Origin of the sequence: Paenibacillus sp. NRS-1781 (genome assembly GCF_050467745.1) — a bacterium.
Taxonomy (GTDB): Bacteria; Bacillota; Bacilli; order Paenibacillales; family Paenibacillaceae; genus Paenibacillus; species Paenibacillus terrae_A.
Genome location: NZ_JBITPI010000019.1, coordinates 1 through 20,975 on the forward strand (window position 1 = coordinate 1; position 20,975 = coordinate 20,975).

The 20,975-nt window shown below is 44.5% G+C and carries 16 protein-coding genes and 1 pseudogene; 7 read left to right on the forward strand and 10 right to left on the reverse strand.

Going from position 1 to position 20,975, the window contains the following annotated elements:
• Positions 1-50 precede the first annotated feature (50 nt).
• Positions 51-1,124, reverse strand: a complete 1,074-nt coding sequence (locus ACIFO6_RS07340; RefSeq protein WP_430039514.1) for a HigA family addiction module antitoxin — start codon at positions 1,122-1,124, stop codon at positions 51-53.
• On the reverse strand, positions 1,114-1,446 hold the full coding sequence (locus ACIFO6_RS07345; protein ID WP_430039517.1) for a hypothetical protein: 333 nt from the start codon (positions 1,444-1,446) through the stop codon (positions 1,114-1,116). The genes ACIFO6_RS07340 and ACIFO6_RS07345 overlap by 11 nt, the downstream gene beginning before the upstream one ends.
• A 104-nt stretch (positions 1,447-1,550) precedes the next feature.
• Between ACIFO6_RS07345 and ACIFO6_RS07350 the strand changes: the two genes are divergently transcribed.
• Together ACIFO6_RS07350 and ACIFO6_RS07355 are read left to right on the forward strand one after the other, a co-directional pair.
• Positions 1,551-2,606: an AAA family ATPase gene (locus ACIFO6_RS07350; protein ID WP_430039519.1), complete on the forward strand. Its 1,056-nt coding sequence runs from the start codon at positions 1,551-1,553 to the stop codon at positions 2,604-2,606.
• Complete coding sequence (locus tag ACIFO6_RS07355; RefSeq protein WP_430039522.1) at positions 2,603-4,360, forward strand: hypothetical protein; 1,758 nt, start codon at positions 2,603-2,605, stop codon at positions 4,358-4,360. The genes ACIFO6_RS07350 and ACIFO6_RS07355 overlap by 4 nt, the downstream gene beginning before the upstream one ends.
• A gap of 220 nt (positions 4,361-4,580) precedes the next feature.
• Here ACIFO6_RS07355 and ACIFO6_RS07360 read toward each other — a convergent pair whose 3' ends face one another.
• From ACIFO6_RS07360 to ACIFO6_RS07370, 3 genes are read right to left on the reverse strand one after another with little or no spacing between them, the layout of a single operon-like run.
• Positions 4,581-5,435 (reverse strand): carbohydrate ABC transporter permease, encoded by an 855-nt coding sequence (locus ACIFO6_RS07360; protein ID WP_430039524.1) that lies wholly within the window; start codon positions 5,433-5,435, stop codon positions 4,581-4,583.
• Between the two features lie 18 nt (positions 5,436-5,453).
• The gene (locus ACIFO6_RS07365; protein ID WP_430039526.1) at positions 5,454-6,338 is read right to left on the reverse strand and encodes a carbohydrate ABC transporter permease; all 885 of its coding nucleotides are present in this window, start codon (positions 6,336-6,338) and stop codon (positions 5,454-5,456) included.
• A gap of 36 nt (positions 6,339-6,374) precedes the next feature.
• A complete protein-coding gene (locus ACIFO6_RS07370; RefSeq protein WP_430039529.1) occupies positions 6,375-7,628 on the reverse strand; it encodes an extracellular solute-binding protein in 1,254 nt (417 codons plus the stop codon).
• A gap of 493 nt (positions 7,629-8,121) precedes the next feature.
• On the opposite strand from ACIFO6_RS07370, the gene ACIFO6_RS07375 reads away from it, so the two are divergent.
• From ACIFO6_RS07375 to ACIFO6_RS07385, 3 genes are all read left to right on the forward strand, one after another.
• Positions 8,122-10,296: a glycoside hydrolase family 3 N-terminal domain-containing protein gene (locus ACIFO6_RS07375; RefSeq protein ID WP_430039531.1), complete on the forward strand. Its 2,175-nt coding sequence runs from the start codon at positions 8,122-8,124 to the stop codon at positions 10,294-10,296.
• Positions 10,297-10,309: 13 nt separating this feature from the next.
• A complete protein-coding gene (locus ACIFO6_RS07380; RefSeq protein ID WP_430039534.1) occupies positions 10,310-13,750 on the forward strand; it encodes a GH36-type glycosyl hydrolase domain-containing protein in 3,441 nt (1,146 codons plus the stop codon).
• A gap of 160 nt (positions 13,751-13,910) precedes the next feature.
• Positions 13,911-14,918 carry a LacI family DNA-binding transcriptional regulator gene (locus ACIFO6_RS07385; RefSeq protein ID WP_430039536.1) on the forward strand — a complete coding sequence of 336 codons (1,008 nt, stop codon included), beginning with the start codon at positions 13,911-13,913 and terminating at the stop codon, positions 14,916-14,918.
• 159 nt (positions 14,919-15,077) lie between these two features.
• Here the strand turns inward: ACIFO6_RS07385 and ACIFO6_RS07390 are convergent, their stop codons facing one another.
• The 5 genes from ACIFO6_RS07390 to ACIFO6_RS07410 all read right to left on the reverse strand — a co-directional run bounded on the left by ACIFO6_RS07390 (position 15,078) and on the right by ACIFO6_RS07410 (position 19,205).
• Positions 15,078-16,301 carry a stalk domain-containing protein gene (locus ACIFO6_RS07390; protein WP_430039538.1) on the reverse strand — a complete coding sequence of 408 codons (1,224 nt, stop codon included), beginning with the start codon at positions 16,299-16,301 and terminating at the stop codon, positions 15,078-15,080.
• A gap of 489 nt (positions 16,302-16,790) precedes the next feature.
• Positions 16,791-17,276: a cytochrome c biogenesis protein CcdC gene (locus ACIFO6_RS07395; protein WP_430039541.1), complete on the reverse strand. Its 486-nt coding sequence runs from the start codon at positions 17,274-17,276 to the stop codon at positions 16,791-16,793.
• Between the two features lie 41 nt (positions 17,277-17,317).
• Positions 17,318-18,085 (reverse strand): ABC-2 transporter permease, encoded by a 768-nt coding sequence (locus tag ACIFO6_RS07400; protein WP_430039543.1) that lies wholly within the window; start codon positions 18,083-18,085, stop codon positions 17,318-17,320.
• Positions 18,082-18,795 (reverse strand): ABC transporter ATP-binding protein, encoded by a 714-nt coding sequence (locus tag ACIFO6_RS07405; protein WP_430039545.1) that lies wholly within the window; start codon positions 18,793-18,795, stop codon positions 18,082-18,084. The genes ACIFO6_RS07400 and ACIFO6_RS07405 overlap by 4 nt, the downstream gene beginning before the upstream one ends.
• Complete coding sequence (locus ACIFO6_RS07410) at positions 18,792-19,205, reverse strand: GntR family transcriptional regulator (RefSeq protein WP_430039548.1); 414 nt, start codon at positions 19,203-19,205, stop codon at positions 18,792-18,794. Before ACIFO6_RS07410 ends, ACIFO6_RS07405 begins: the two co-directional genes overlap by 4 nt.
• Before the next feature lie 217 nt (positions 19,206-19,422).
• On the opposite strand from ACIFO6_RS07410, the gene ACIFO6_RS07415 reads away from it, so the two are divergent.
• Positions 19,423-20,193, forward strand: a complete 771-nt coding sequence (locus ACIFO6_RS07415) for a hypothetical protein (protein ID WP_430039551.1) — start codon at positions 19,423-19,425, stop codon at positions 20,191-20,193.
• Between the two features lie 303 nt (positions 20,194-20,496).
• Positions 20,497-20,975 (forward strand): annotated as a pseudogene (locus tag ACIFO6_RS07420) (YVTN family beta-propeller repeat-containing protein); the annotation flags it as partial.

A 20,975-nucleotide genomic window follows, 5' to 3' on the forward strand; every position in this document is an offset into this window, starting at 1 on the left:
GTTAATCAACAGACGTGATATGTTAGTTAAATAATTATAAGGCTTGAATTTCATTTAGAAATCTTAGTCCTTAATTTTTGTAATACAGGATCTCCATAGCTTACGTGGTTATCCTTCATTAAACGACCTACTAAGATGCCTGGATGAATGGACTGCTTCCTACAAAAATCTCTTAGTTTACCTACTTCTTTAAATGATTGCGATTCAACAAATAGTTTATATGACTGTGAGGATAGTAAGGTTTCCAGTGCAAATTCATCAGCTTCTTTTTCTAATTCCCCTAAGTCGTCCTCTTCCATATCTACAAAAGTAGTACTTTTTTTGTTTTGCAATACATGCCCGATTTCATGAAAAAAAGTAAACCAAAAGATATCCTCATATCCACCTCTTACACTTAATGCTATTAGAGCTCTGTTGTTCGGTAACCACTTTGTCATACCATTTACGTATGTCCTAGAAATATGTTCTACAACCACCACATTTAATCCGAATCCAGCACAAATGGACTGCAATTCAATGAAAGAGGCTTTCAGTGGGCGAACGGTTAATTTTTTAATTTTGCCTAAAGAACCCTTCAATTTATTAATATCAAATGGAAGTGAGTCTATTTCTTTAGCTTTATTTTCAGCTTTTGTAATCCAAGCAGCTAAAGCATAGTCCTCCGAGGTATAGTGATCTGACTTTCTAAAAGCTACTGGTTGTAGTAAAGGAACTGATTCTAGAGAAGCTACACCAAAAAAAGATCTAAGGTTTTTTATTTGTTCGATAGCTATTTTAGTCGCTGGAACCCAACCCTGCTTAGCCAATTCCGAATAAGACAATTTACTGAGAGTATGTTCTTCCTCTTTCAACTGAGGAATAGCATTAAGGCGAGATAATGTTTCCTGATAATTAACCTCAAGATTCATCCAAAAATGAGATGGTATTCCTAATACATCTTCTAACTTAAGTGCAAAATCCGATGTAATTGAAGCCGTTCCTTTAATCACCTTATTCACATGTTTGGAACTACAACCAAGCCGCAAAGCTAGTTCTTTTTGTGTCATCATATTATCATCCAGTACATCCTGTAGAGTTTCCCCAGGTGGTATCGCAATTCCAGCTAAATATTGATTATCTCCCATGGTAATCTTTCACCTCCATAATAGTTACCACTTCTAAAGAAGAAAGATTTAAGTTTGAAAAATCCATATTATCATCATATAGCGGTTCAATAATTAAGCGAAAATTCCCAGTCAAATTAATACCAATACATTTGTCAAAGCTTCCTGATAAAAAATGAGGATTACCTATTTTGAAAGCCATATATTCACTTATGGATTTAGCAGCTCTAAGTTGGTCCATTCTTTTAGTAATTATTTTAGCAAGTTGCCCATACTCAGTCTTTAAGAGCTTCTCACTACTAAAGACCTCTTTCTGTCGAGTATTCCTGAATAAAATGTCCACACTTTTATTCTCCTCTTCCTTATATAATTAACCAATATGGTTAATTATATGTTATCATAGAGAAGTAGATAATTCTATATATTCACAATGAAAAGGAGATAAACATGGACTTTGAATTAGACGATGTGGTTGATCGACGCTGGATGGTTAAAGAGTCATCATTGGATGACGAGCAATATGCGATTAGAATACTCAGAAACAGAAATCTCCTTATTGAGGGATGCGCTGGCAGTGGAAAGACAGTTTTAGCTTTGCAAAAGGCAAAAGAACTAGAAGATTCAGGTATAACCGACTATTTAATCGTGCTTTACACACGTGCACTTCTATCTTTTGTTAAAGATGGAGTGCTCAAGTTAGGTATCGATCCTGATAAGGTTTGGAATTTTGACCAATTGGAAGTTAGCGGATATACGGAAGTGGATTATATAATTGTTGATGAGGTACAAGACTTCAATGAGCTTCAGCTTCACAAATTAATCCAAATGGCTAAGAAGAATTTTATATTTTTCGGTGATGATGCTCAGCAAATTTACGATCAGGGTTTAAATTTGAAAAACGTAATGAAAGTCTCGAAACTACAAGATGCGAACCACAAAAAGCTTACTAAAAACTACAGGCTTCCCAAAACTATCGCTCGGTTTGCAAGTTACATAAAAAACGATTCAGATCTTGTAACAAGATGTGTGAATGAGGGTGGAGAACCCCCCCGTATAATTAAGTGCAATAATTTCTTTGAGGAACTAAACTGGATGAAGACAATTATAGAAAAGGAGTACTGGACTGATGTAGCTATACTGGTACACAATAATGATTTAGTACATGAGGCAGAACAATATCTTAAAAAATTGGGTTTAGATGTAGAGAAAAAAGTTAAAGAAGGGAATAGAAACATAGAAAATCTGGACTTTTATTCATCTAAACCTAAACTGATGACATATCATAGCTCTAAAGGTTTACAGTTTGAACATGTATTCATGCCAGGCTGTGAAATTAGTACAACAAAACATAATTATCAACAAGCAGTCTACGTAGCTACTACAAGGGCTAGTGAAACCTTAGACATTTTATATAGTAATCAACTTTCACCATTTATTTCATGTATACCAAAAGACCTATATGATTTTCAAGAACTTAATAACAATAAGGAGATAATAACATGAAATTATACTTTCCCACTAGCTCATTAAATTTTAATGATATGCTTGCTACAGAAAGTATATCCCCTAAAAATTTTTATTCTAATCGAAAATTTGGAACTAAAAGGCATTTCACAACTGAGTTAGCGATAAATGAATACTTTATAACTTTATTTTCCACCCCCCCTATGTTTAACATAGTTGAACAAGCTAATTTTGAGTATGAGGAATACCCCATCATAATTGACATTGATTATGATGAATCTTTTTTTAAACTTTTTGACCTCTCAGAAAATGTATATGCAACACAGGAAACAATATATTTTAATCCAGGAAAAGTTAAATTTAATTTTTTCTCAGAAGAACATGTAAGGGTAGTACTAGCAAAGTCTAAATTAGTAGAAGAGACTAAATTAGTTTCAAAGTATAGAGAAAATTTCAGACTAATTAATAAGCAAAGCTTAACAAAAATTAGTCTGGACCAAATCACTTTTCCGAGACCAAATATAGAACTTCAAGAAAAACAATTATTTTTCGATAAAATTCACAACCAAATTAAGGGTCTCATTTATGCCTTCTTAGTTAAATATCATGAGTATCAAAATGACCTAAATTCGAACTCTGTTTTAGACCAAATTGAAAATATAATCAAGCAAATAGACACTAAAAAAAATCTTTTTTTTGAGGTGGCATTCGATCAATTAGTAACGGCAAAAAAATATTATGAGAAAGGACTAGCCTTCGACAAAAAAAACTTAAACGAAATTCAATACCCACAATTGATTAAAGATTATGCCATTGATAACATACAACTAAATAAAAATATTATATCGGATACTGAGGAATATTCTTTTTTTAATAAAATAATTAATTATTTAGTTCAAACTCATAACAATGATAATGTTCTTTCAAAACAAGAAATTATTGAATTATTAAAATATTTAAAAGCCAATATACCAGAAAAGAATTCAGCTTACGCTAATGACCTTCACAAAATAACTGATCGAGTAGTTAACAGAAATTATAAACATGATATAAAAGATATACACTCATTAGTTGCACAAAATTTATTAGTTTTTTTATTAAAACAAGATAAACTTGAGGAATTTGAATTAATTTTGCATGAGAACACTATAAAAAATTATTTTATTTCTTATTGTTTTTTAGGTGTTGTAACAGGCTTTTCTAATTTAAGTAAGTTAATTACTCATTCTTTATATCTCAATAAAAAACTATCAAAAGAAATAGATAATCAAACTTCAAAATTGCAAAAGATGATTTGGGCGAGAAACAATAAACCAAACTTATTAGTAGGTAAAGAAAATAATGAAGATTTATATAGCTCTGAATTATTCCCATCAAATAAGGATATGGATACTGCTGAATACATTGAAATTGAAATCAACAGTAGAATACAAAATATCAGAGAATCAAAAAAGATTAAAACTTTAATAAAAAAGAAAAAAATAATACTAACAAACCAAGTCATTGTTTTATTTGAGGAAATTGAAGAAGATATTTTTATACATTTTTATAAGGATGGAATTGATTGTTTTAATATATTATTAAGACATAAAAACAATTTAAACATTGAAGAACTTAACAGCTTTAAAAGTAGTTTAAAGTTATTAGGTTATGGTAGTGATATAAGAAGAGTGGCACAGGGTAATTACCCTATTTTCTTATACTATAAAGTGGGAGTAAATACTGATTATACTTTAACAAAGGATGAAAAAGAAACTTTATTAGATTATCTAGATATTGTCTTAGAATCTTAGAGTTAAGTCAAATATGATCACAATGTAAGGTTTCCTTCATAATATAAAAGTTAAATCTTTATTATCAAAACTTTTTATGGATTCTTTATGAGTATGAAAATTGAATAACATTTAAACCATGCTTGAATATGATAAAACAACAAAACGGCGGAGTTCCTCGGTATGAAACCAAGAAACTCCGCCGTTGCTATGTGTAGCCTATAACCCACCGCTACAACTATTATTTAATTCCAGAAATCGTATAATTTTCGATAATATACTTTTGGAAAACAATGAATATGATCATGATCGGTACGACCATGAAGGTCGAACCTGCCATCTGGAGCGCAAACTGGCTCTCATTTTGACCTTTGAGCAACGACAGTCCCACGGACAACGTATACAGCTTCTCATCGTTCGCAATAATGAGCGGCCACAGGAAGCTGTTCCAACCGCCGATAAAGGTCAGAATGGCCTGTACTGCCAAAATCGGTGTTGAGATAGGCAGTACAATTTGCAGGAAAGTACGAAACTCCCCTGCACCATCAAGGCGCGTTGCCTCCAGCAGTTCTTCCGGAATATCGGACATGAACTGTCGGAACAGGAAGATGGCGAAGGCACCTACCAAGCCAGGAAGTACAATCCCCATCATGGTGTTGGTTAATCCCATCTGATTCAAAATCAAATATACAGGAATCATCGTCACCTGCCCCGGAACCATCATCGTGGCCAGCACCAAATAGAACAGGAAGCCTTTACCTTTAAATTTGAATTTGGCAAAGCCGTAGCCTGCCATGGCGTTCAGGAATAATCCCAAAAAGGAAGCTAATACAATCAATAGCGTATTGGTCAGATAGGTGCCAAAAGCCATGCTATCAAATAGTGTTTTAAAATTGTCCAATGTGAAATGCTGCGGCCAGATGGTTGGAGGAATTTGGGTTACCTCGCTCTCCGTCTTAAAGGAGGATAAAATCATCCACGCAAAAGGCAGCACCATCAACAGACCTCCCACGGTCAGTAGAATCGCCACGAACCATTGAAATGTTTTTTCTCCACTGCGCGAATTGGCGCGGGCTTGCTGAACAGCTGTTTTCACGTTCATCACCTCTCTCTATCAGGACTCCGCTTTATTTTGCAAACGGAACTGAATCAGCGTCACTGCGATGATCGCAAAGAACAGAATGAACGATCCCGCCGCGGCATAACCGAATTTACTAAATTGGAAACCGTTATTGTATATAAACAGGGATGCTGATAGTGTGCCATCAAGCGGTTTCCCTTTGGTCATGACAAACGGTTCCTCGAAAAATTGCAGCCAGCCGATCATCGTCGTAATGGATACGAAGAAAATGGCGTAGCGTAGCTGCGGAAGGGTAATATAACGAATTTGTTGCCATGTGTTGGCCCCGTCAAGCTGAGCCGCCTCATAGTAAGAACCCGGAATCCCTTTAATGGCAGCAATGAAAATAATCATATTTAAGCCTATTCCCCGCCAAACAGCCAATAAAATAAGGGATATTTTCGCCATCGTAGGATCGGTCAGCCATGGAACAGAATCCAGATTCATCATGCCCAGTACATAGTTGAAAAGCCCGAGGGTCGGATTATATAAATAACTCCAGACCACCGCTACCGCCACCACGTTCGTTACAGACGGCAGATAGAACACCACGCGAAAAACCTTGAAAGCACGTGATTTACCCATGTTGATCAGGATCGCAATGCTGAGTGAAAACATTAGCACTAAAGGAACCCCGATGATGACGAAAAATAGAGTGTTCCCAATGGACTTTAGAAAAGAAGGGTCTACTAGCACATTTTTATAATTTTCCAGTCCTATAAATCGAATATTATCATAATTAACAAGTCCTGACAGATCCATATCTGTGAAGCTGATCACGAGTGCCAGTAAAATCGGTAACAACGAGAACAGCGTCAGCAGAATGATGGAGGGACCGATAAACAAGTATGGCGCAAGCTTCTGCGAGCTTCCTTTCATGCCTTCACTCCCTTTGACAATGACGGATACGGATCATTATTTTTTCATAATACTTGCAGCTTGCTGGTTAAATCCATCCATTTCCTTCTGTACGTCGGCTTGACCACGGTAAATGCGCTCGAAGCTCTTGATGAATTGCTGAGAAACCTCTTCCCATGCTGCCAGTTGCGGTAATGCTGCGGAATGATCGAGCTGTTTACGAATCGTTTGAAGCATCGGATCACTCTTCAGTTTTGCATCTTCCCATGGCTTGGTAGCGGCAGGCAAGGTACTGGACAGCTCCATCCACTTCAGCTGCGTTTCCGGTTTGCTCATGTAAGCCAGGAATTTGACCGATTCCTCCGGGTGCTTGCTAAACTGCATAATTGAAAGATTCGACCCGCCCAAAACAGACAGGTTGTTTACTTTGCCAGGAAGCTCGGCTATATTCCATTTCCCATCCAGCTCAGGTGCCTTGCTCTTGATTTCTCTAATCATGTAAGGACCACTGATAAACATAGGAACGATACCATCACCTTGCAATCCCTGAACGGAATCTATCCCAAGATCCAGGGCGTTGGAGCCGTTTTGGAAAAAGGTGTTCAAATACTTCACAGCTTCTACAAACGGCGGCTGGTTGAACAGCGGATTGCCCTGCTCATCCATCAGCTTGGAGCCGTTCTGAAGAGCGAACATAAAGCCCAGAGACTGCTCCTTGGAATTAATGGCAATACCATATTTCCCTTTGCCACGCGCCGCCAGCTTTTGAGCAGCATCAGAAAGCTCTTCCCACGTTTTAGGTGCTTCATTATATCCAACCTGCTTCAATAGATCTGAACGGTAGAACAAAATCTTCGTTTCGGTATACCAAGGAACGCCTACAGGTTTTCCCTCAAATTTTGCCGTATCCACAGCACCCGAAAAGAAGTTCTTCGATTCCAGCTCAGGATATTTACTGATATAAGGGGTGATGTCCGTCAATGCACCCGCAGATGCAAGTTCTGGAACCCATGATGTACCCAACTGAACCACATCCGGACCGGATTTGGAAGCAACTGCTGTCAGCAGCTTATCGTGAGCGTTATCCCAAGGCAGTGCCTGCACTTCTACATGAATATCAGGATTTTCCTTTTCAAAATCCTTTGCAATCTCAGGCAGCAACTTACCTTCCGCCCCCATGCCCCATAGGGTAATCGTCGTTTTTCCATTCGCATCCTTGCCGGATGATCCATCCTTGGACGAACAGCCTGCCAACGCGCCCCCCAGTAATAAGGTGCTTGCCAAAATGATCCCTAACGTTCTTTTCATCATACAAATTCCTCCCGAGATGACCGGCTCAGCGATCATTCAAATATGATACCCGATTCGATTACACACGTTAAAGTATACAGTGTTTAAAGCCAATTAAAGCCTGCCCATATAGAAAATATGTGGAAAGCGTAAGGACCATCCCCATCAATAGAAACGTTTCGATAGTCATTATAAAACAAATTGAAACCGTATTCAATAGGGATATTATTTTTTGTTCGTCTAGAATTATGCCCAATTTTCTTTTATTTCATCTATAAATTGTTGTTTTTTCGGTAAAATGACCCTCCATTTCGATTTGACTCTCTATTTGAAAGCGTATATAATCCAACTGAGTTCAACAATAGAAACGTTTCGATTAACAATACGACAGGATACTAAGCTTTTATGTAAAGTATTAGCCTATCCGTCGCTTCTTTGAATCATTCTTAACCAAAAAATCTCATGGATCTGAAAAAGAAAGCTGCAACCATAGCAGCTTACGGAGGATTATATGATGGAACAACAATTGAATTCCTATCTGCAAAATATGACGCTTGAAGAAAAAGTCGATCAACTGCTCCAGCTCGTGGGAGTCTTTTTTGAGGATGCGGAAACGGACGGCCAGATTACCGGACCTATGGCATCTCTGGGGATCACAGAAGAAACGGTCCGTAACGTCGGATCGGTGCTAGGCATCGCAGGAGCCGAGGAAGCTATTCGTGTTCAACAAGCACATCTAAGCAAAAACCGTCTCGGCATTCCGCTTCTCATTATGGCAGACATTGTACATGGCTTCAAAACGATTTTTCCCATACCGTTGGCTATTGGCTGTTCATGGAATGTGCAGCTCGCAGAAGAGAGCGCTACCATTGCTGCCAGAGAAGCTTCTGTGTCCGGTGTTCATGTCACCTTTGCTCCGATGGTGGACTTGGTACGTGACCCGCGCTGGGGTCGTGTAATGGAATCTACAGGAGAAGACCCTTACCTCAACAGTGTATTTGCCCGTGCTTTCGTACGCGGCTTTCAAGGCAAGGACCTGACGAACGATACGGACCGGGTGGCGGCGTGTGTGAAGCATTTTGCCGCATATGGCGCAGGCGAAGGCGGACGGGATTACAATACCGTTGATCTGTCCGCATGGCAGTTGCGAGAGTATTATCTCCCCTCCTACAAAGCTGCGCTAGATGAAGGCTGCGAAATGGTGATGACCTCCTTCAACACCGTAGAAGGTGTAGCTGCAACGGGCAACAAGCGCCTGATGCGCGATTTGCTTCGCGACGAGTGGGGCTTTGACGGTGTGCTCATCTCGGATTGGGCCGCCATCAAGGAGCTTATTCCCCACGGCATTGCCGAGGATGAGCGCGAGGCAGCACAGAAAGCACTGCTGGCGGGCGTAGACATTGAAATGATGACCTCCTGCTATAACGGGCATCTGCCTGAGCTGATTCGCAGCGGGCAACTGGATGAAGCGCTCGTCGATGAAGCGGTCATGCGCGTGTTGAAGCTCAAGCAAAAGCTGGGGTTGTTCGATAATCCGCTGCGTGGCGCAGACCCTGAGCGGGAACGTGAAGTCGTGTTCTGCGAAGCTCACCGTGCGGTTGCCAAGGAATTGGCGATCCAATCATGCGTACTGCTCAAAAACGATTCCGTTCTTCCACTGAATCGCGGTCAGCATATCGCACTGATCGGGCCTTTTGCAGAGAGTGGTGATATCCTTGGCTCTTGGTCGTGGAGCGGTTCGCAAGAAGAAGCTGTTCAAGTCATTGACGGCTTCAAATCGAAAATATCCTCCTCGCTGCTCTCGGTAGCGACTGGATGCTCTATAGACGAAATATCCGAAGAACAATATGCAAAAGCGCTGCAAGCTGCCAGCCAGGCAGAGGTCATTGTACTGGCGCTCGGTGAGCGCTCGGCTATGAGTGGCGAAGCGGGCAGCCGCTCGGATATTCGCCTGCCACAAGCCCAACTGGAGCTGGTGAAACGCCTGAAAACGCTGAACAAGCCTATGGTAGCCGTACTCTTCAACGGTCGCCCACTGGATCTGCACGGTGTTATTGAAGAAGCAGATGCCGTACTGGAAGCGTGGTTCCCCGGCGGTGAAGGCGGCGCGGCGATTGCCGATCTGCTGTACGGCGATGCTGAACCAACGGGTCGTCTGACGATGTCCTTCCCGCAATCGGTGGGGCAGGTGCCTGTGTACTATAATCATTTTAATACAGGACGTCCTCAGCTGGACCCGAATACAAAGGAACGCTACGTTTCCCAATACCTGGACGTACCGAACGAACCTTTATTCCCGTTTGGCTATGGCTTGAGCTATACGAAAGTAGCCTATGATAGTGTACAGCTTTCCAGCGACACCCTCAATCCCGGTCAAGCACTGACCGTGAAGGTACGGGTAACGAACACAGGAACACGTTCTGTCGAGGAAACGGTTCAATTCTATGTCCGTGATATTAGCGGAGATACGGTTCGCCCGATGAAAGAGCTGAAGGATTTCCGCAAGGTTCTGCTTGCCTCAGGCGAAAGCCGGGAAGTGGAATTTTCATTGGCCGAGCCTCAACTGCGCTATCACCATGCAGACCTGAGCTTTGATAGTGACAGCGGTGAATTCGCCGTCTTTACAGGACCTAACAGCCGAGATACTACCGAAGGACGTTTTCGTTTAGTGAAAGAAACAGGAAAGTGAGGCGTAACCTTTGATGAATACAAGTCTGGATCAAAATATTTTGCTGCGGGTTGGAGACCTGTCCTTCACCTTCTTGAGCAGCGGTGATCTATATAAAATCGCCCATGGCTCAACCATGATCAATCAACTGCTGACCCATTCTGTCGACGGTTCCCTGAACAACCTGTACTTGCGACTGTACCGTCCGTCCGGCGTCAGCATCACTCCCCTGCTGGGAGTCCGTTCACCCGGAGTAGTACGACAAACGGATCAACAGATTATTTGGGAAGGCTTTACATCAGGTGTTGGCTATCAGGTGACATTCACGCTAAGCCGTCTTGGGGTATGGTTCTGGGATGTAACTCTACAGGGCGATGACGTGGAAGCTGATATCGTGTACGGTCAGGATATCGGCATTGCGGATACAGCGGCTGTACGCAGTAATGAAGCTTATCTGTCTCAATATATCGACCATATCGTCTACCATGACGAACAAAGAGGCTATACGGTTTGCTCCCGTCAAAACCAGCCGCAAAGTCAAGAGTTCCCTTACATCCAGCAAGGCTCGTTGACCCGAAACGTCGGTTATTCGACGGACGGATTTCAATTTTTTGGGCTTTCGTATAAAGAAACGAACGAGCCAGAAGCACTGCGCCGCGATTCGCTCGCCAATGAAGTGTACCAGTACGAATTTGCTTATACGGCGCTGCAATCCGAGCGGGTAAAGCTCACCGGGGAGGCACACTTTACCTTTTACGGCCTGTTCCAGCCGAATCATCCGGCTGCCGTTACAAAGCTGGAGTACCAGGAACTGGTGACGAAAGCACACGAAGAAGTAGCGACGATTATGGAAGCTGCTTCCGGGACCACCAACCCGGCGCACGTCGCAAGTCATCTCCAAACTGGGCGGGTGGCTCCTGCCCAGAATATCGGGGAGCCGCTGCGCACGCTGGATATGACCGCAGCCGAGCTGGATCAGCTCTTCCCGAAACGGCAGGAAGAAGAACGGGACGGCGACACGTTGCTCTCCTTTTTCACGGACAGCTATGAACATGTCGTACTCAAATCCAAAGAGCTTCGTGTAGAGCGTCCCCATGGACATATTTTAATGGGCGGGCATTACGCGGGAGGTATGGAAGAAACCATTACAACCACCTCCTATATGTACGGGGTGTTCAATTCCCAGCTTGTGGTTGGCAACACGAATTTCAATAAAATGATCACAAACGCGCGTAATGCACTCAATATTCCCAAAACATCCGGCCAGCGTATCTATGTGGGAATCGATGGGAAATACCGTCTGCTCACGATGCCTTCCCTGTTCGAGATCGGCTTTAACTATGTGCGCTGGTATTACAAAACTGCTGACGATACGCTCATCATTACAAATCATACCAACGCCGATACGCCAGAAGTACAGCTTCACGTTCGTTCGGCAAGCGGCAAAACCTATCCATTCCTCGTTACTCAGCAAATGTCCATGCATGTGAACGAGTATGAGCTGCCGTTTCATATGGAACGGGACGGTGATGACCTGCTCTTCCGCGCAGACCAGGCTTCCCTGAGCGCTGAAACCTACCCGGACCTGTTGTACCGAATGCAGGTACAAGGCGCTCCGTTACAGCAAGTGAGCGACGCTCACACGCTGCTACAGGGTACAGCCTCCCCCGATGCATCTCTGGTCGTGCTGGAGCTGGGCGACAGCAGCGAATGGACCTGCACCGTGCAAGGCTGGCTGCATGGCTATCCATCCGGAAAAGGTCAAGCACATGCGGAACGAGATGCCTCTTTCGAAGCTGAGCGTGAGCGCTATCGGCAATATTTTTCCGGGCTGATGAACGGCTTCCATCTGACGCATAGCGGACATGAAACCAGCGAGCTGTTCCGTGTGAATGCGGTGGCCTGGTGGTATACCCACAATATGCTTGTCCACTATTCCGTGCCTCATGGTCTGGAGCAATACGGTGGTGCAGCTTGGGGAACACGAGATGTATGTCAGGGCCCGGTGGAATATTTTTCAGCCGTGCAAAAGTTTGACGAAGTCCGTTCCATTCTACTGACCGTGTTCAGCCATCAGTACGAAGATAGCGGAAACTGGCCGCAATGGTTTATGTTCGACAACTATACTCGCATTCAACAAGAAGAGAGCCACGGTGATATTATCGTCTGGCCGCTCAAGGTACTGGGAGATTATTTGACCGCTACCCGGGATTACAGTATTCTGGAAGAAAATGTACCCTACACCAACCGACATACTTTTGATTATACAAAACAGACCGCGACCCTCATGGAACATGCGATGAAGGAAATCGAATATATTCGGGCGAATTTCCTTCATGATACACATTTGTCAGCCTACGGCGACGGCGATTGGGATGACACACTCCAGCCAGCCAACACTCAACTGAAGCAATACATGGCGAGCAGTTGGACCGTTGCACTCACCTATCAGGTGGTTCGCAACTTTGCTACTGCACTGGAGCAAGCCCCGGCAGGCGTCATACGCGGAGCCGCCGAGATCGCACAGGAGCTGCACCAGATGGCCGAAGGCATCCGCAAGGACTTTAACCGCTACATGCTGGAGAGCGGTATTATCCCGGGCTTCGTGTATATGGAAGAACCCGGTCAGCCCAAGCTGATGCTCCATCCGTCCGATACGGAGACGGGGATTCACTACCGCTTGCTGCCGATGACACGCAGCATGATCAGCCAGCTACTCACGCCGGAGCAAGCATTGGCTCATGAGCAGCTCATCCGCGAGCAATTCCTGTGCCCGGATGGCGTGCGTCTGATGAACCGCCCTGCACAGTACGATGGCGGTGTGAGTTCGCACTTCAAGCGCGCAGAGCAAGCGGCCAACTTCGGACGCGAGGTCGGGCTGCAATATGTGCATGCCCATATCCGCTTCGCGGAAGCCATGGCCAAGCTCGGTCGCAAAGATGACGCCTGGCACAGCCTGAAGCTCATCAACCCGGTTGGCATTCGAGCGTCCGTACCAAACGCCGAATGGCGTCAGAGCAACGCATATTTTAGCAGCTCGGACGGCAAATTTAATACCCGCTACGAAGCACAAGAGCGGTTTGGTGAACTACGTGAAGGCGCCGTTCCAGTCAAAGGCGGCTGGAGAATCTACTCCAGTGGTCCGGGGATCTATATGAATCAGCTCATATCGAATGTCCTTGGTATCCGTCAGTCGGGCGAAGACCTGATCCTGGACCCTGTACTGCCGGATGATCTCGACGGACTGGAATTCGAATTTTCCTTTGCCGGTAAACCCGTTACCTTCGTCTACCGCATGCGGCAAGAGCATAGCAGTGATGAGCAAGGCCGCGCGGTATTGAACGGAACACCACTGGAAAGCGAGCCAGTCGATGACAATCGCTACCGTTCGGGTGCCCTGCGCATCAAGCGCAAGACTTTCGAGCTGGCATTAGCAGACCATGACGGTGTACACCGTCTGGAGATTAATTTATAAAGAGCATTTTGCTTAAATCCCAAGAGCGATTCTAAATCAGGTACAGGCAACAAAGCAATGGCGATCTTGCGGGATCGCCCTTTGCTGCTTGCACCTCCAGTTACGATATTCGAAATAAATACAATAGCAAGTATAAGACTGGCGAAAAGGAGGAAACGATGTGGTCAGCATTAAAGATATCGCCAAACAGGCGGGCGTTTCCATATCTACCGTTTCATACGCATTGAACGGCAGTGATAAGGTAACGGAAGAGACCTGCGCACGTATTTTAGCTATTGCCAAAGAGCTTAACTATGTGCCGAATGCCGCCGCTCGTAATCTCAAAAAAAGGGAAACCAAAATTATCGGCGTCTTCCTAACCGATTTCCGTGGAGACGTTTATGGAGATTTGTTGTACGGCATCAAGGAAATTTTGAACCGAAAAGACTATGACCTCATCGTATGCAGCGGCAAGCAGTCTCACCGAATGCTGCCGGAGCGCATGATTGATGGAGCCATCATACTGGATCAGACGTTCGATAGTCAGGAACTGCTGAATTACGCCGAGCGCGGGCATAAAATTGTCGTACTGGACCGTGAGCTGAATCATCCCAACATTAATCAGGTACTGCTGGATAACAAAGCAGGTGCCGCTCTCGCGGTAGAGCATCTGCTGGAAATGGGACACCACAAGCTGTACGTTGTCACCGGGCCGGACGGCTCTTATGATTCATGGCAGCGGATGCAGGCGGTCAAACAGACGATTGAGCGCAGCGGCACCGCCGAAATGATCGAGATTGGCGGCGATTTTGAAAAATCGGGCGGCGAACAGGCGGCCGAGATCATTTTACAGCAACATGTCAGCCCGGATTCTGAACCCGTCGCGGTATTCTGCCTCAATGATGAGATGGCAGTAGGCTTTTACAATCGAATGGCTCAGTCGGAGCTTACCATCGGCCGAGACATTCATATCGTCGGCTTTGATAATATCGAGCTGGCACAATATATTCAGCCCCGACTGACGACCATTGATTACTCCAAACGTAAATGGGGCTCAGTAGCTGCCGAACAAGTTCTCAAAATCATAGCGGGGGAAGACGTGGAGCATGAACGGCTGTACGTCACGCTCGTCCAAAGAGAATCAGCAGGCGCAGTATTAAGCACTCCTGATGAACAGAATACCTTATGACGAACATCATAGAAGCATGTCTATTCACACGCTATCCTGCAAAAAAAAGAACTTCCACTGCCCCGGAATAACGGGTTGGAAGTTCTTTTGGTCATGCTTATTGTTCAACCTAACAAATTCTCAAGCAAATACATCAACGACCGTAAGGGAATGCCGTTTTTAAAACTTGCCGTTCGTATTCTTCCACTCTGCTTTAGCCGGAACATTCTGAACTACATCCCAATGCTCTGCCACCTTGCCGTTCTCTACGCGCCACATATCATAGACAGCAGTCGTGTTCCCCTCAGGCGATTTGGTTTCGCTCACAACCAGTACGAAGTTCCCTTCTCCAATGACCCTATGCACCTTATCGTATCCCGAGGCTTTTCCCTGGTTTCCATCAGCTGCGGGGAATAATTGCTTAATCACGGAAACACCGTCACCGAAAAAGGAATTATGCTGAATGTAATGATCACCGTTAAAGTAGCTTTCCAATGCAGCGCGGTTCTTGCCCACCAGGATATCATCCACAAACTTGCGAATCAACGCTTTGTTTGCTTCGGTTTTGTTAAGGTCTGTGATTGCTGTCGTTCCGTCAATCATCGTACGGCCGCTCGGATTGGCTGGAGCCAGCTCCTGACTGTTGTCCCAATGCTCAACAATCTTACCGTTCTTGTCGAACCGAAAAATATCAAACAATACACTTGGTTTGCCATCATCCGTTTCCTTATAATGAACGGCTACATAGTCTCCATCCTGAATGATTCTTTGGATATCAACCTGTGTATTGGCTCCTTTCATTTGTTTAATACCTTCGATCAAGCCCTCTCTACCGTTGGCAAAGCTCAGATTATGCTGGATATATTGATCCTTGCTAACCCAAGTTTCGGCCACTTTCGTATCTCCGGTTTCAAAGCTTTTCAGAATCTCAACAACCTTATCCTTGTTGCTTATCCCGATTTGCACGGTTTGGCTGGCCGGGTCCCAAGTCACTTGCTTGCCCCATGCCTCCTTAACGACATCCACCGGAACATAGGTCACCCCTTGTTTGGTTAAAATCGTCGAAGTGGACAGCGGCACCTTAATTCCATTGATTTGCGCTTCCGGACTGCCCGACACCAGTACAACCGTCGCCTGATCATAACGGATTGTCGTGCTTTGACGCGCTGTGCTGAACGTAATATGCTTGGAATCAAGCGGAATCCCCAAACTGGAGGCCAATTGTCTCAAAGGAATCAGAACATGCTGATTTTCCACGATAGGAGCAATCTTGCAAGCCTCTTTCTTGCCATCTATCCAAACCTGAATACCTGTAGGGGGTTTTACCTCGGCAGCTAAGGTCGGTACAGCAGAAGATAGTACGAGCAAGCCAGCGAGTGCAGCGGTAACCGTATGTTTTTTCATGAATGTAAGCTCCTCTCATCTTATAAAATAATATGGAAAACGATTCCCTTTTATGTAACTAATGAAGTTACAACTTACCACAAAAAAATAATTTACAACATCCTCTCCTTTCCTTTAAACCCCAATCGATTCTTTTGAAACAGCAAGAAGACCATAATGGCGGATACTACGCCTCCCCATCCAAATCGAGCTGACCATACCAACCAGGAAGAACAGATAAATCCAAGTCAGTAGCGCTTGAGGAATAAGATACGGAGGACCACTTAATGCATAGCCAACATAGTTGTACATAGCAATGTTACTTGCCAAGAATGCCTGGGGTGGAAAACCGCTCACGAATCTTTCACACAGGAACTGTCGCACTTGGCTTGACAATTCGACATTATAAATAAAATGTACTAATGAAGTTAACTCAAAAAAAGCGGCTCCTATCACCAAGCGGATGAACGCTTTTTAAATAGTAAACCGCTGTTAACCCCATTGATATTGTTATACAGATAACGTTCTCCGAAACTTAATGAAGCTCCCAATTCGCCAGATGGAGATATAGACGACCGCCATCGTAATCGCCAGTAGACTAATCTCGGTCGTACCCAAGCTACTAAGATACTGGGTCAAAACGACGCGAAGCAAAATAATGGAGATAATAATGTATTTAAAATATGGGTTCGGCTTGGGATAAATGTGTCCGTCGTCCCGTCTCTCATATGCCGTATGCAGCAGAATGACGTAACCAAACACCGCACCTAACAGCCCGGCAGCCAATAGCTCCCAAAAGGCGGGAAGCGCATGCGTTTGGCCAGGAATATGCATCAATTGGTACACAGACATCATCATGAGTGGGAATGCGATAAACAAGGGAAGCAAGAGACAAACTCCGTTTCCTTTGACCGGCCCCCCTCTTCTTTTGGTTCTCAACCAGATCATCAGCCCCACCAAAACAGCCAACAATGCATAGATGAATATCGGCGCCATAGTGAAACTCCTTTCCTATATATATGTCATTGGATCGTTTGCTAAATTGACAGCCTTTTCTCCAGCAAATAAGCGTTCAAGCGGATTAATGCGTATGCAGCAACCCAACTGATCAACACCGCAACCGGGAAATGCCAAGTAAAAGGAAACCATTGTCCTGTCTGAAGATGGTCAAACTGCTCATAAAGCCCCTGATCGCCTGACCAATAAAAGACACTCCCGCCACCCATCAAAAGAATCCACAGTATCGGGCTAATCGGCCGCAAAGTGCTGTATTTGGTACTGGCCGTCAGCAGACCCAGCGCAATAACAAACGGTGTGAAAGCGATAATCATCACAAACCAGTTCAATCCAGCTATAATAAAGGACGCTGCATCCGCAAACGTATAAGGCTGGATGGTTGATGAGATGAACAGCGCGTACAGAGAACCTACCACAAACAGGAATAATGTCACGACCATGGCTTGTAAAATAGCAGCAATCCATTTGGCGCTTATCAGCCACATGCGCGGATAGGGCAGGGTCAGCCACCATCCGTAGGTGTCATTCTCCCATTCTCTTCTCAGACTTCCCACACCCATGAAAATGATCATGTACGGCAAGCCCAGGGTGACATACCACAGCCTTGTCAATTCGAGTTGGTTGTGAAGCGCGAAATACAAGGAAATAACGAACGCCGCAATTAGAAATAGTGAGAAATATACAAGTCTCCACGATCTGGGCAGTTGATTGCGGCTCTGCTTTCTCCAGCTTCCTTTATTTCGAAATTCATGGCGTATCAAATCTTTGAACAGCCCTGATGAATTCACGCCTTCCACTCCTTTTTGTACAAATTGCGGAACACCTGATTCAGTGATCCATGCTCTCCACGTAGATCATCCGAATCACCGGACCATATCACCCGTCCGCGGTCCATCATAATCGTGTAATCAAATAAGCCTTCCACTTCCTGAATATCATGTGTACTCATGAGTATGGATTGCTGCCGATCCTCCAAATAATCAATAATACCGGCCACGATTGCTTCTCTGGAGAGGACATCAATGCCAGCAAAGGGTTCATCCAGGATCATAAGCGGAACCTCACGCGCCAGACACAGAATCAGCAGCACCCGTGCCTCCTGCCCGCGACTCAACCCGGTCATTTTCAACTCTAACTCTACGTCCATAAGATCAGCCAGCTTATGCGCATCCTTTATATTAAAGCCAGGCAAAAAGGACTGTCCCCACTCCAATGTCTGCTGCACCGTATGATTGGGGTACCAGCGAGCCCGGTCAGGCAGGTAGGATATGCCACGGTTGGTTTCCCAACCGGGCTTTTGCCCCAACACATAAAGCTCGCCTCCTTCCGGCCGAATCAATCCGGTGATCGCCCGAAACAAGCTTGACTTCCCGCAACCATTGGGTCCAAGCACCCCTACAATGCGTCCCGCCGGAATGACGACATCCAAGTGGTCCAGCGCTTTTTTACTTTCATATTGCTTCGTCAGATGACTCGCAACCACAATAGATTCCGTCATGCCCCTTCGCCTCCTTCCTCATCTTTCTCGTTCTGTTTGCTTCCTATATACCGCTGTACATCCTCCCATGACAGCCCCAGACTGCTCATCTGTCCCAGGAACTGATCTATATACGTCAGGGCCAGTTGTTCCCGAAAGCTGTCTACCCGCTCACTGGACGATGTAACATAGGTTCCCAAGCCGCGCCGCTTCTCAGTCAGTCCGTCCCGCTCCAGCTCCTGATACGCCCGCATCACAGTATTCGGATTCATACGCAATTCCTGTGCCAGATCACGAACGGACGGCATTTTGCTTCCCATTTCAATCTCCCCTTTGGCAATGGAGCTTCGTACCTGATTTAATATTTGTTCATATAATGGCTGGCTAAAATCAATTAAAAACCGAAGCGAGCCAACCCTTTGCTCTTCCATGGGTTTCCCCCCCTAATCCGCTGCATCTATCGTGCATATAGTGTATTATATCACTTAATACACGTAATACAAGTAAATGTTCAGTTAAAATTTTAGTCATGCCGCCCAAAAAAACCTATTCAGCAAACGCTCAGCTTGCACTCAGACAGCATTCCAGTTCAAATCTTATGATAAATCTCGTACCAAACACACCCTAACCGAAAGGTGGAAAATAAAGATGAAGAACACCAAACAAGCGATTTTGGCAGGAACGATGGCATTGGCAATTTTAGGAGGTGGAGCACTTTATTCTGCGGGCGCGGTTCACGCTGCTGCCGCTACAGCTGACAAATCTGCTAATGCTTCACAAAAGCCGCCTACAGATGCACAAGGACAGTTTGGACAAATCGGTCAATTTCAGGACAAGCTGGGCAAGCTATTATCCCTTGATAACGATGCGCTTAGAACCCAGCTCAAACAAAACACCTTGGGTGAAGTGGCTGAGAAGCAAGGCGTGTCCAAAGAAAAACTGAAAACCAATCTCTCCACATGGCTGAAGGAAAACCCTCCTGTCGGAGCTAACGCATCCAATACAACGGACTATTCCGCTATGGCCGAGAAACTGCTCGCCACCAAAGGGAATGTACTTCCTGGCGATGCCAACGGCCCGAAAACGGCGGGCGGTAATTATGCGGAGAATAAAGCCCTTTTGAAGGTGCTAGGTCTATCTTCCAGTGAACTGAACACACAATTGAAAGCCGATAAAACGCTCGCTGCGATCGCAAAGGCACAAAGCGTGAACGTGAAAGAAGTCATTAGTTTGCTCGTTTCCGACACGAAATCGAGGATGGCCGAAGAAAAGAAAAACAGTAAAGTTACTGACACCGAATACAATAATCGAATCTCTAACCTAGAGAAAATGGTTACGGATTTAGTAAACGGCGTTAAACCTTCCCAACCGCCAGTAGGAACAAGTAAAGCTCCGGCTAAGTCAGCGGCAACGAAGTAGCCTGTCGTCACATACAGCTACCCGTAACGTTTTTCATGATCCGGCTCTCCCATACAAAAGCATACGGATTAAAAATACCGCTCCCCTGCTTTTTTGGCAGACAGAGCGGTATTTTTTTGCCCCACAAAAAAAGCTTACTTATCAAAAGGGGTTTTTATCACATAGGGAATGTCCACACGTATATATAGATGTTACATATTATATAAATCGTGAACGTTCGAATCTCAATACTAGTTATAGAAGAGGAGGCATTAGTGATAGGATTATAGCCTCGTTACTTTAGACGAAAGGAGAATCCAATATATGGTAGTTATATCAACTGGACCCATAGAAAATAATTATGTCAGTGGTGTTCGGCCTACTCATCGAGTTACCGTGAAAATTTATAACTGTGATACTGTGAATTCTTCTACGGTATTGATTCAGGGTTTTTATCTAAATGGTACAAGAACGTTATACGCGGTTGATTTTATAACTGTAAATTCAAATGGAGTGATTACAAAAGATTATTATGCTGATTTTGATTCATTTGAGTTTGTTTTTACCACTGATGAAAGTGTTACAGAAAATGAAATTCAAGTTTCAGTCTGGGGTAAAAATTCAATGGGGCAGTTAGTGACAGCTCACCGTATTGTATCTTCCGAATTGCTTGTAGCAAAAGGTGCGGAACCGACAGGGCTAACGGGAGCCACTGGCGCTACCGGAGTTACTGGAGCTACGGGAGCTAACGGCATTACTGGTGCTACTGGAGTTAAGGGAGTTACGGGAGCCACTGGCGTCAC

Bases quoted from the DNA above. Each gene is read 5' to 3' on its own strand.
- ACIFO6_RS07395 (WP_430039541.1), bottom strand. From the start codon at position 17,276: ATGGCGCCGATATTCATCTATGCATTGTTGGCTGTTTTGGTGGGGCTG.
- ACIFO6_RS07340 (WP_430039514.1), bottom strand. From the start codon at position 1,124: ATGGGAGATAATCAATATTTAGCTGGAATTGCGATACCACCTGGGGAA.
- ACIFO6_RS07355 (WP_430039522.1), top strand. From the start codon at position 2,603: ATGAAATTATACTTTCCCACTAGCTCATTAAATTTTAATGATATGCTT.
- ACIFO6_RS07370 (WP_430039529.1), bottom strand. From the start codon at position 7,628: ATGATGAAAAGAACGTTAGGGATCATTTTGGCAAGCACCTTATTACTG.
- ACIFO6_RS07390 (WP_430039538.1), bottom strand. From the start codon at position 16,301: ATGAAAAAACATACGGTTACCGCTGCACTCGCTGGCTTGCTCGTACTA.
- ACIFO6_RS07405 (WP_430039545.1), bottom strand. From the start codon at position 18,795: ATGACGGAATCTATTGTGGTTGCGAGTCATCTGACGAAGCAATATGAA.
- ACIFO6_RS07380 (WP_430039534.1), top strand. From the start codon at position 10,310: ATGAATACAAGTCTGGATCAAAATATTTTGCTGCGGGTTGGAGACCTG.
- ACIFO6_RS07365 (WP_430039526.1), bottom strand. From the start codon at position 6,338: ATGAAAGGAAGCTCGCAGAAGCTTGCGCCATACTTGTTTATCGGTCCC.
- ACIFO6_RS07415 (WP_430039551.1), top strand. From the start codon at position 19,423: ATGAAGAACACCAAACAAGCGATTTTGGCAGGAACGATGGCATTGGCA.
- ACIFO6_RS07350 (WP_430039519.1), top strand. From the start codon at position 1,551: ATGGACTTTGAATTAGACGATGTGGTTGATCGACGCTGGATGGTTAAA.
- ACIFO6_RS07375 (WP_430039531.1), top strand. From the start codon at position 8,122: ATGGAACAACAATTGAATTCCTATCTGCAAAATATGACGCTTGAAGAA.
- ACIFO6_RS07410 (WP_430039548.1), bottom strand. From the start codon at position 19,205: ATGGAAGAGCAAAGGGTTGGCTCGCTTCGGTTTTTAATTGATTTTAGC.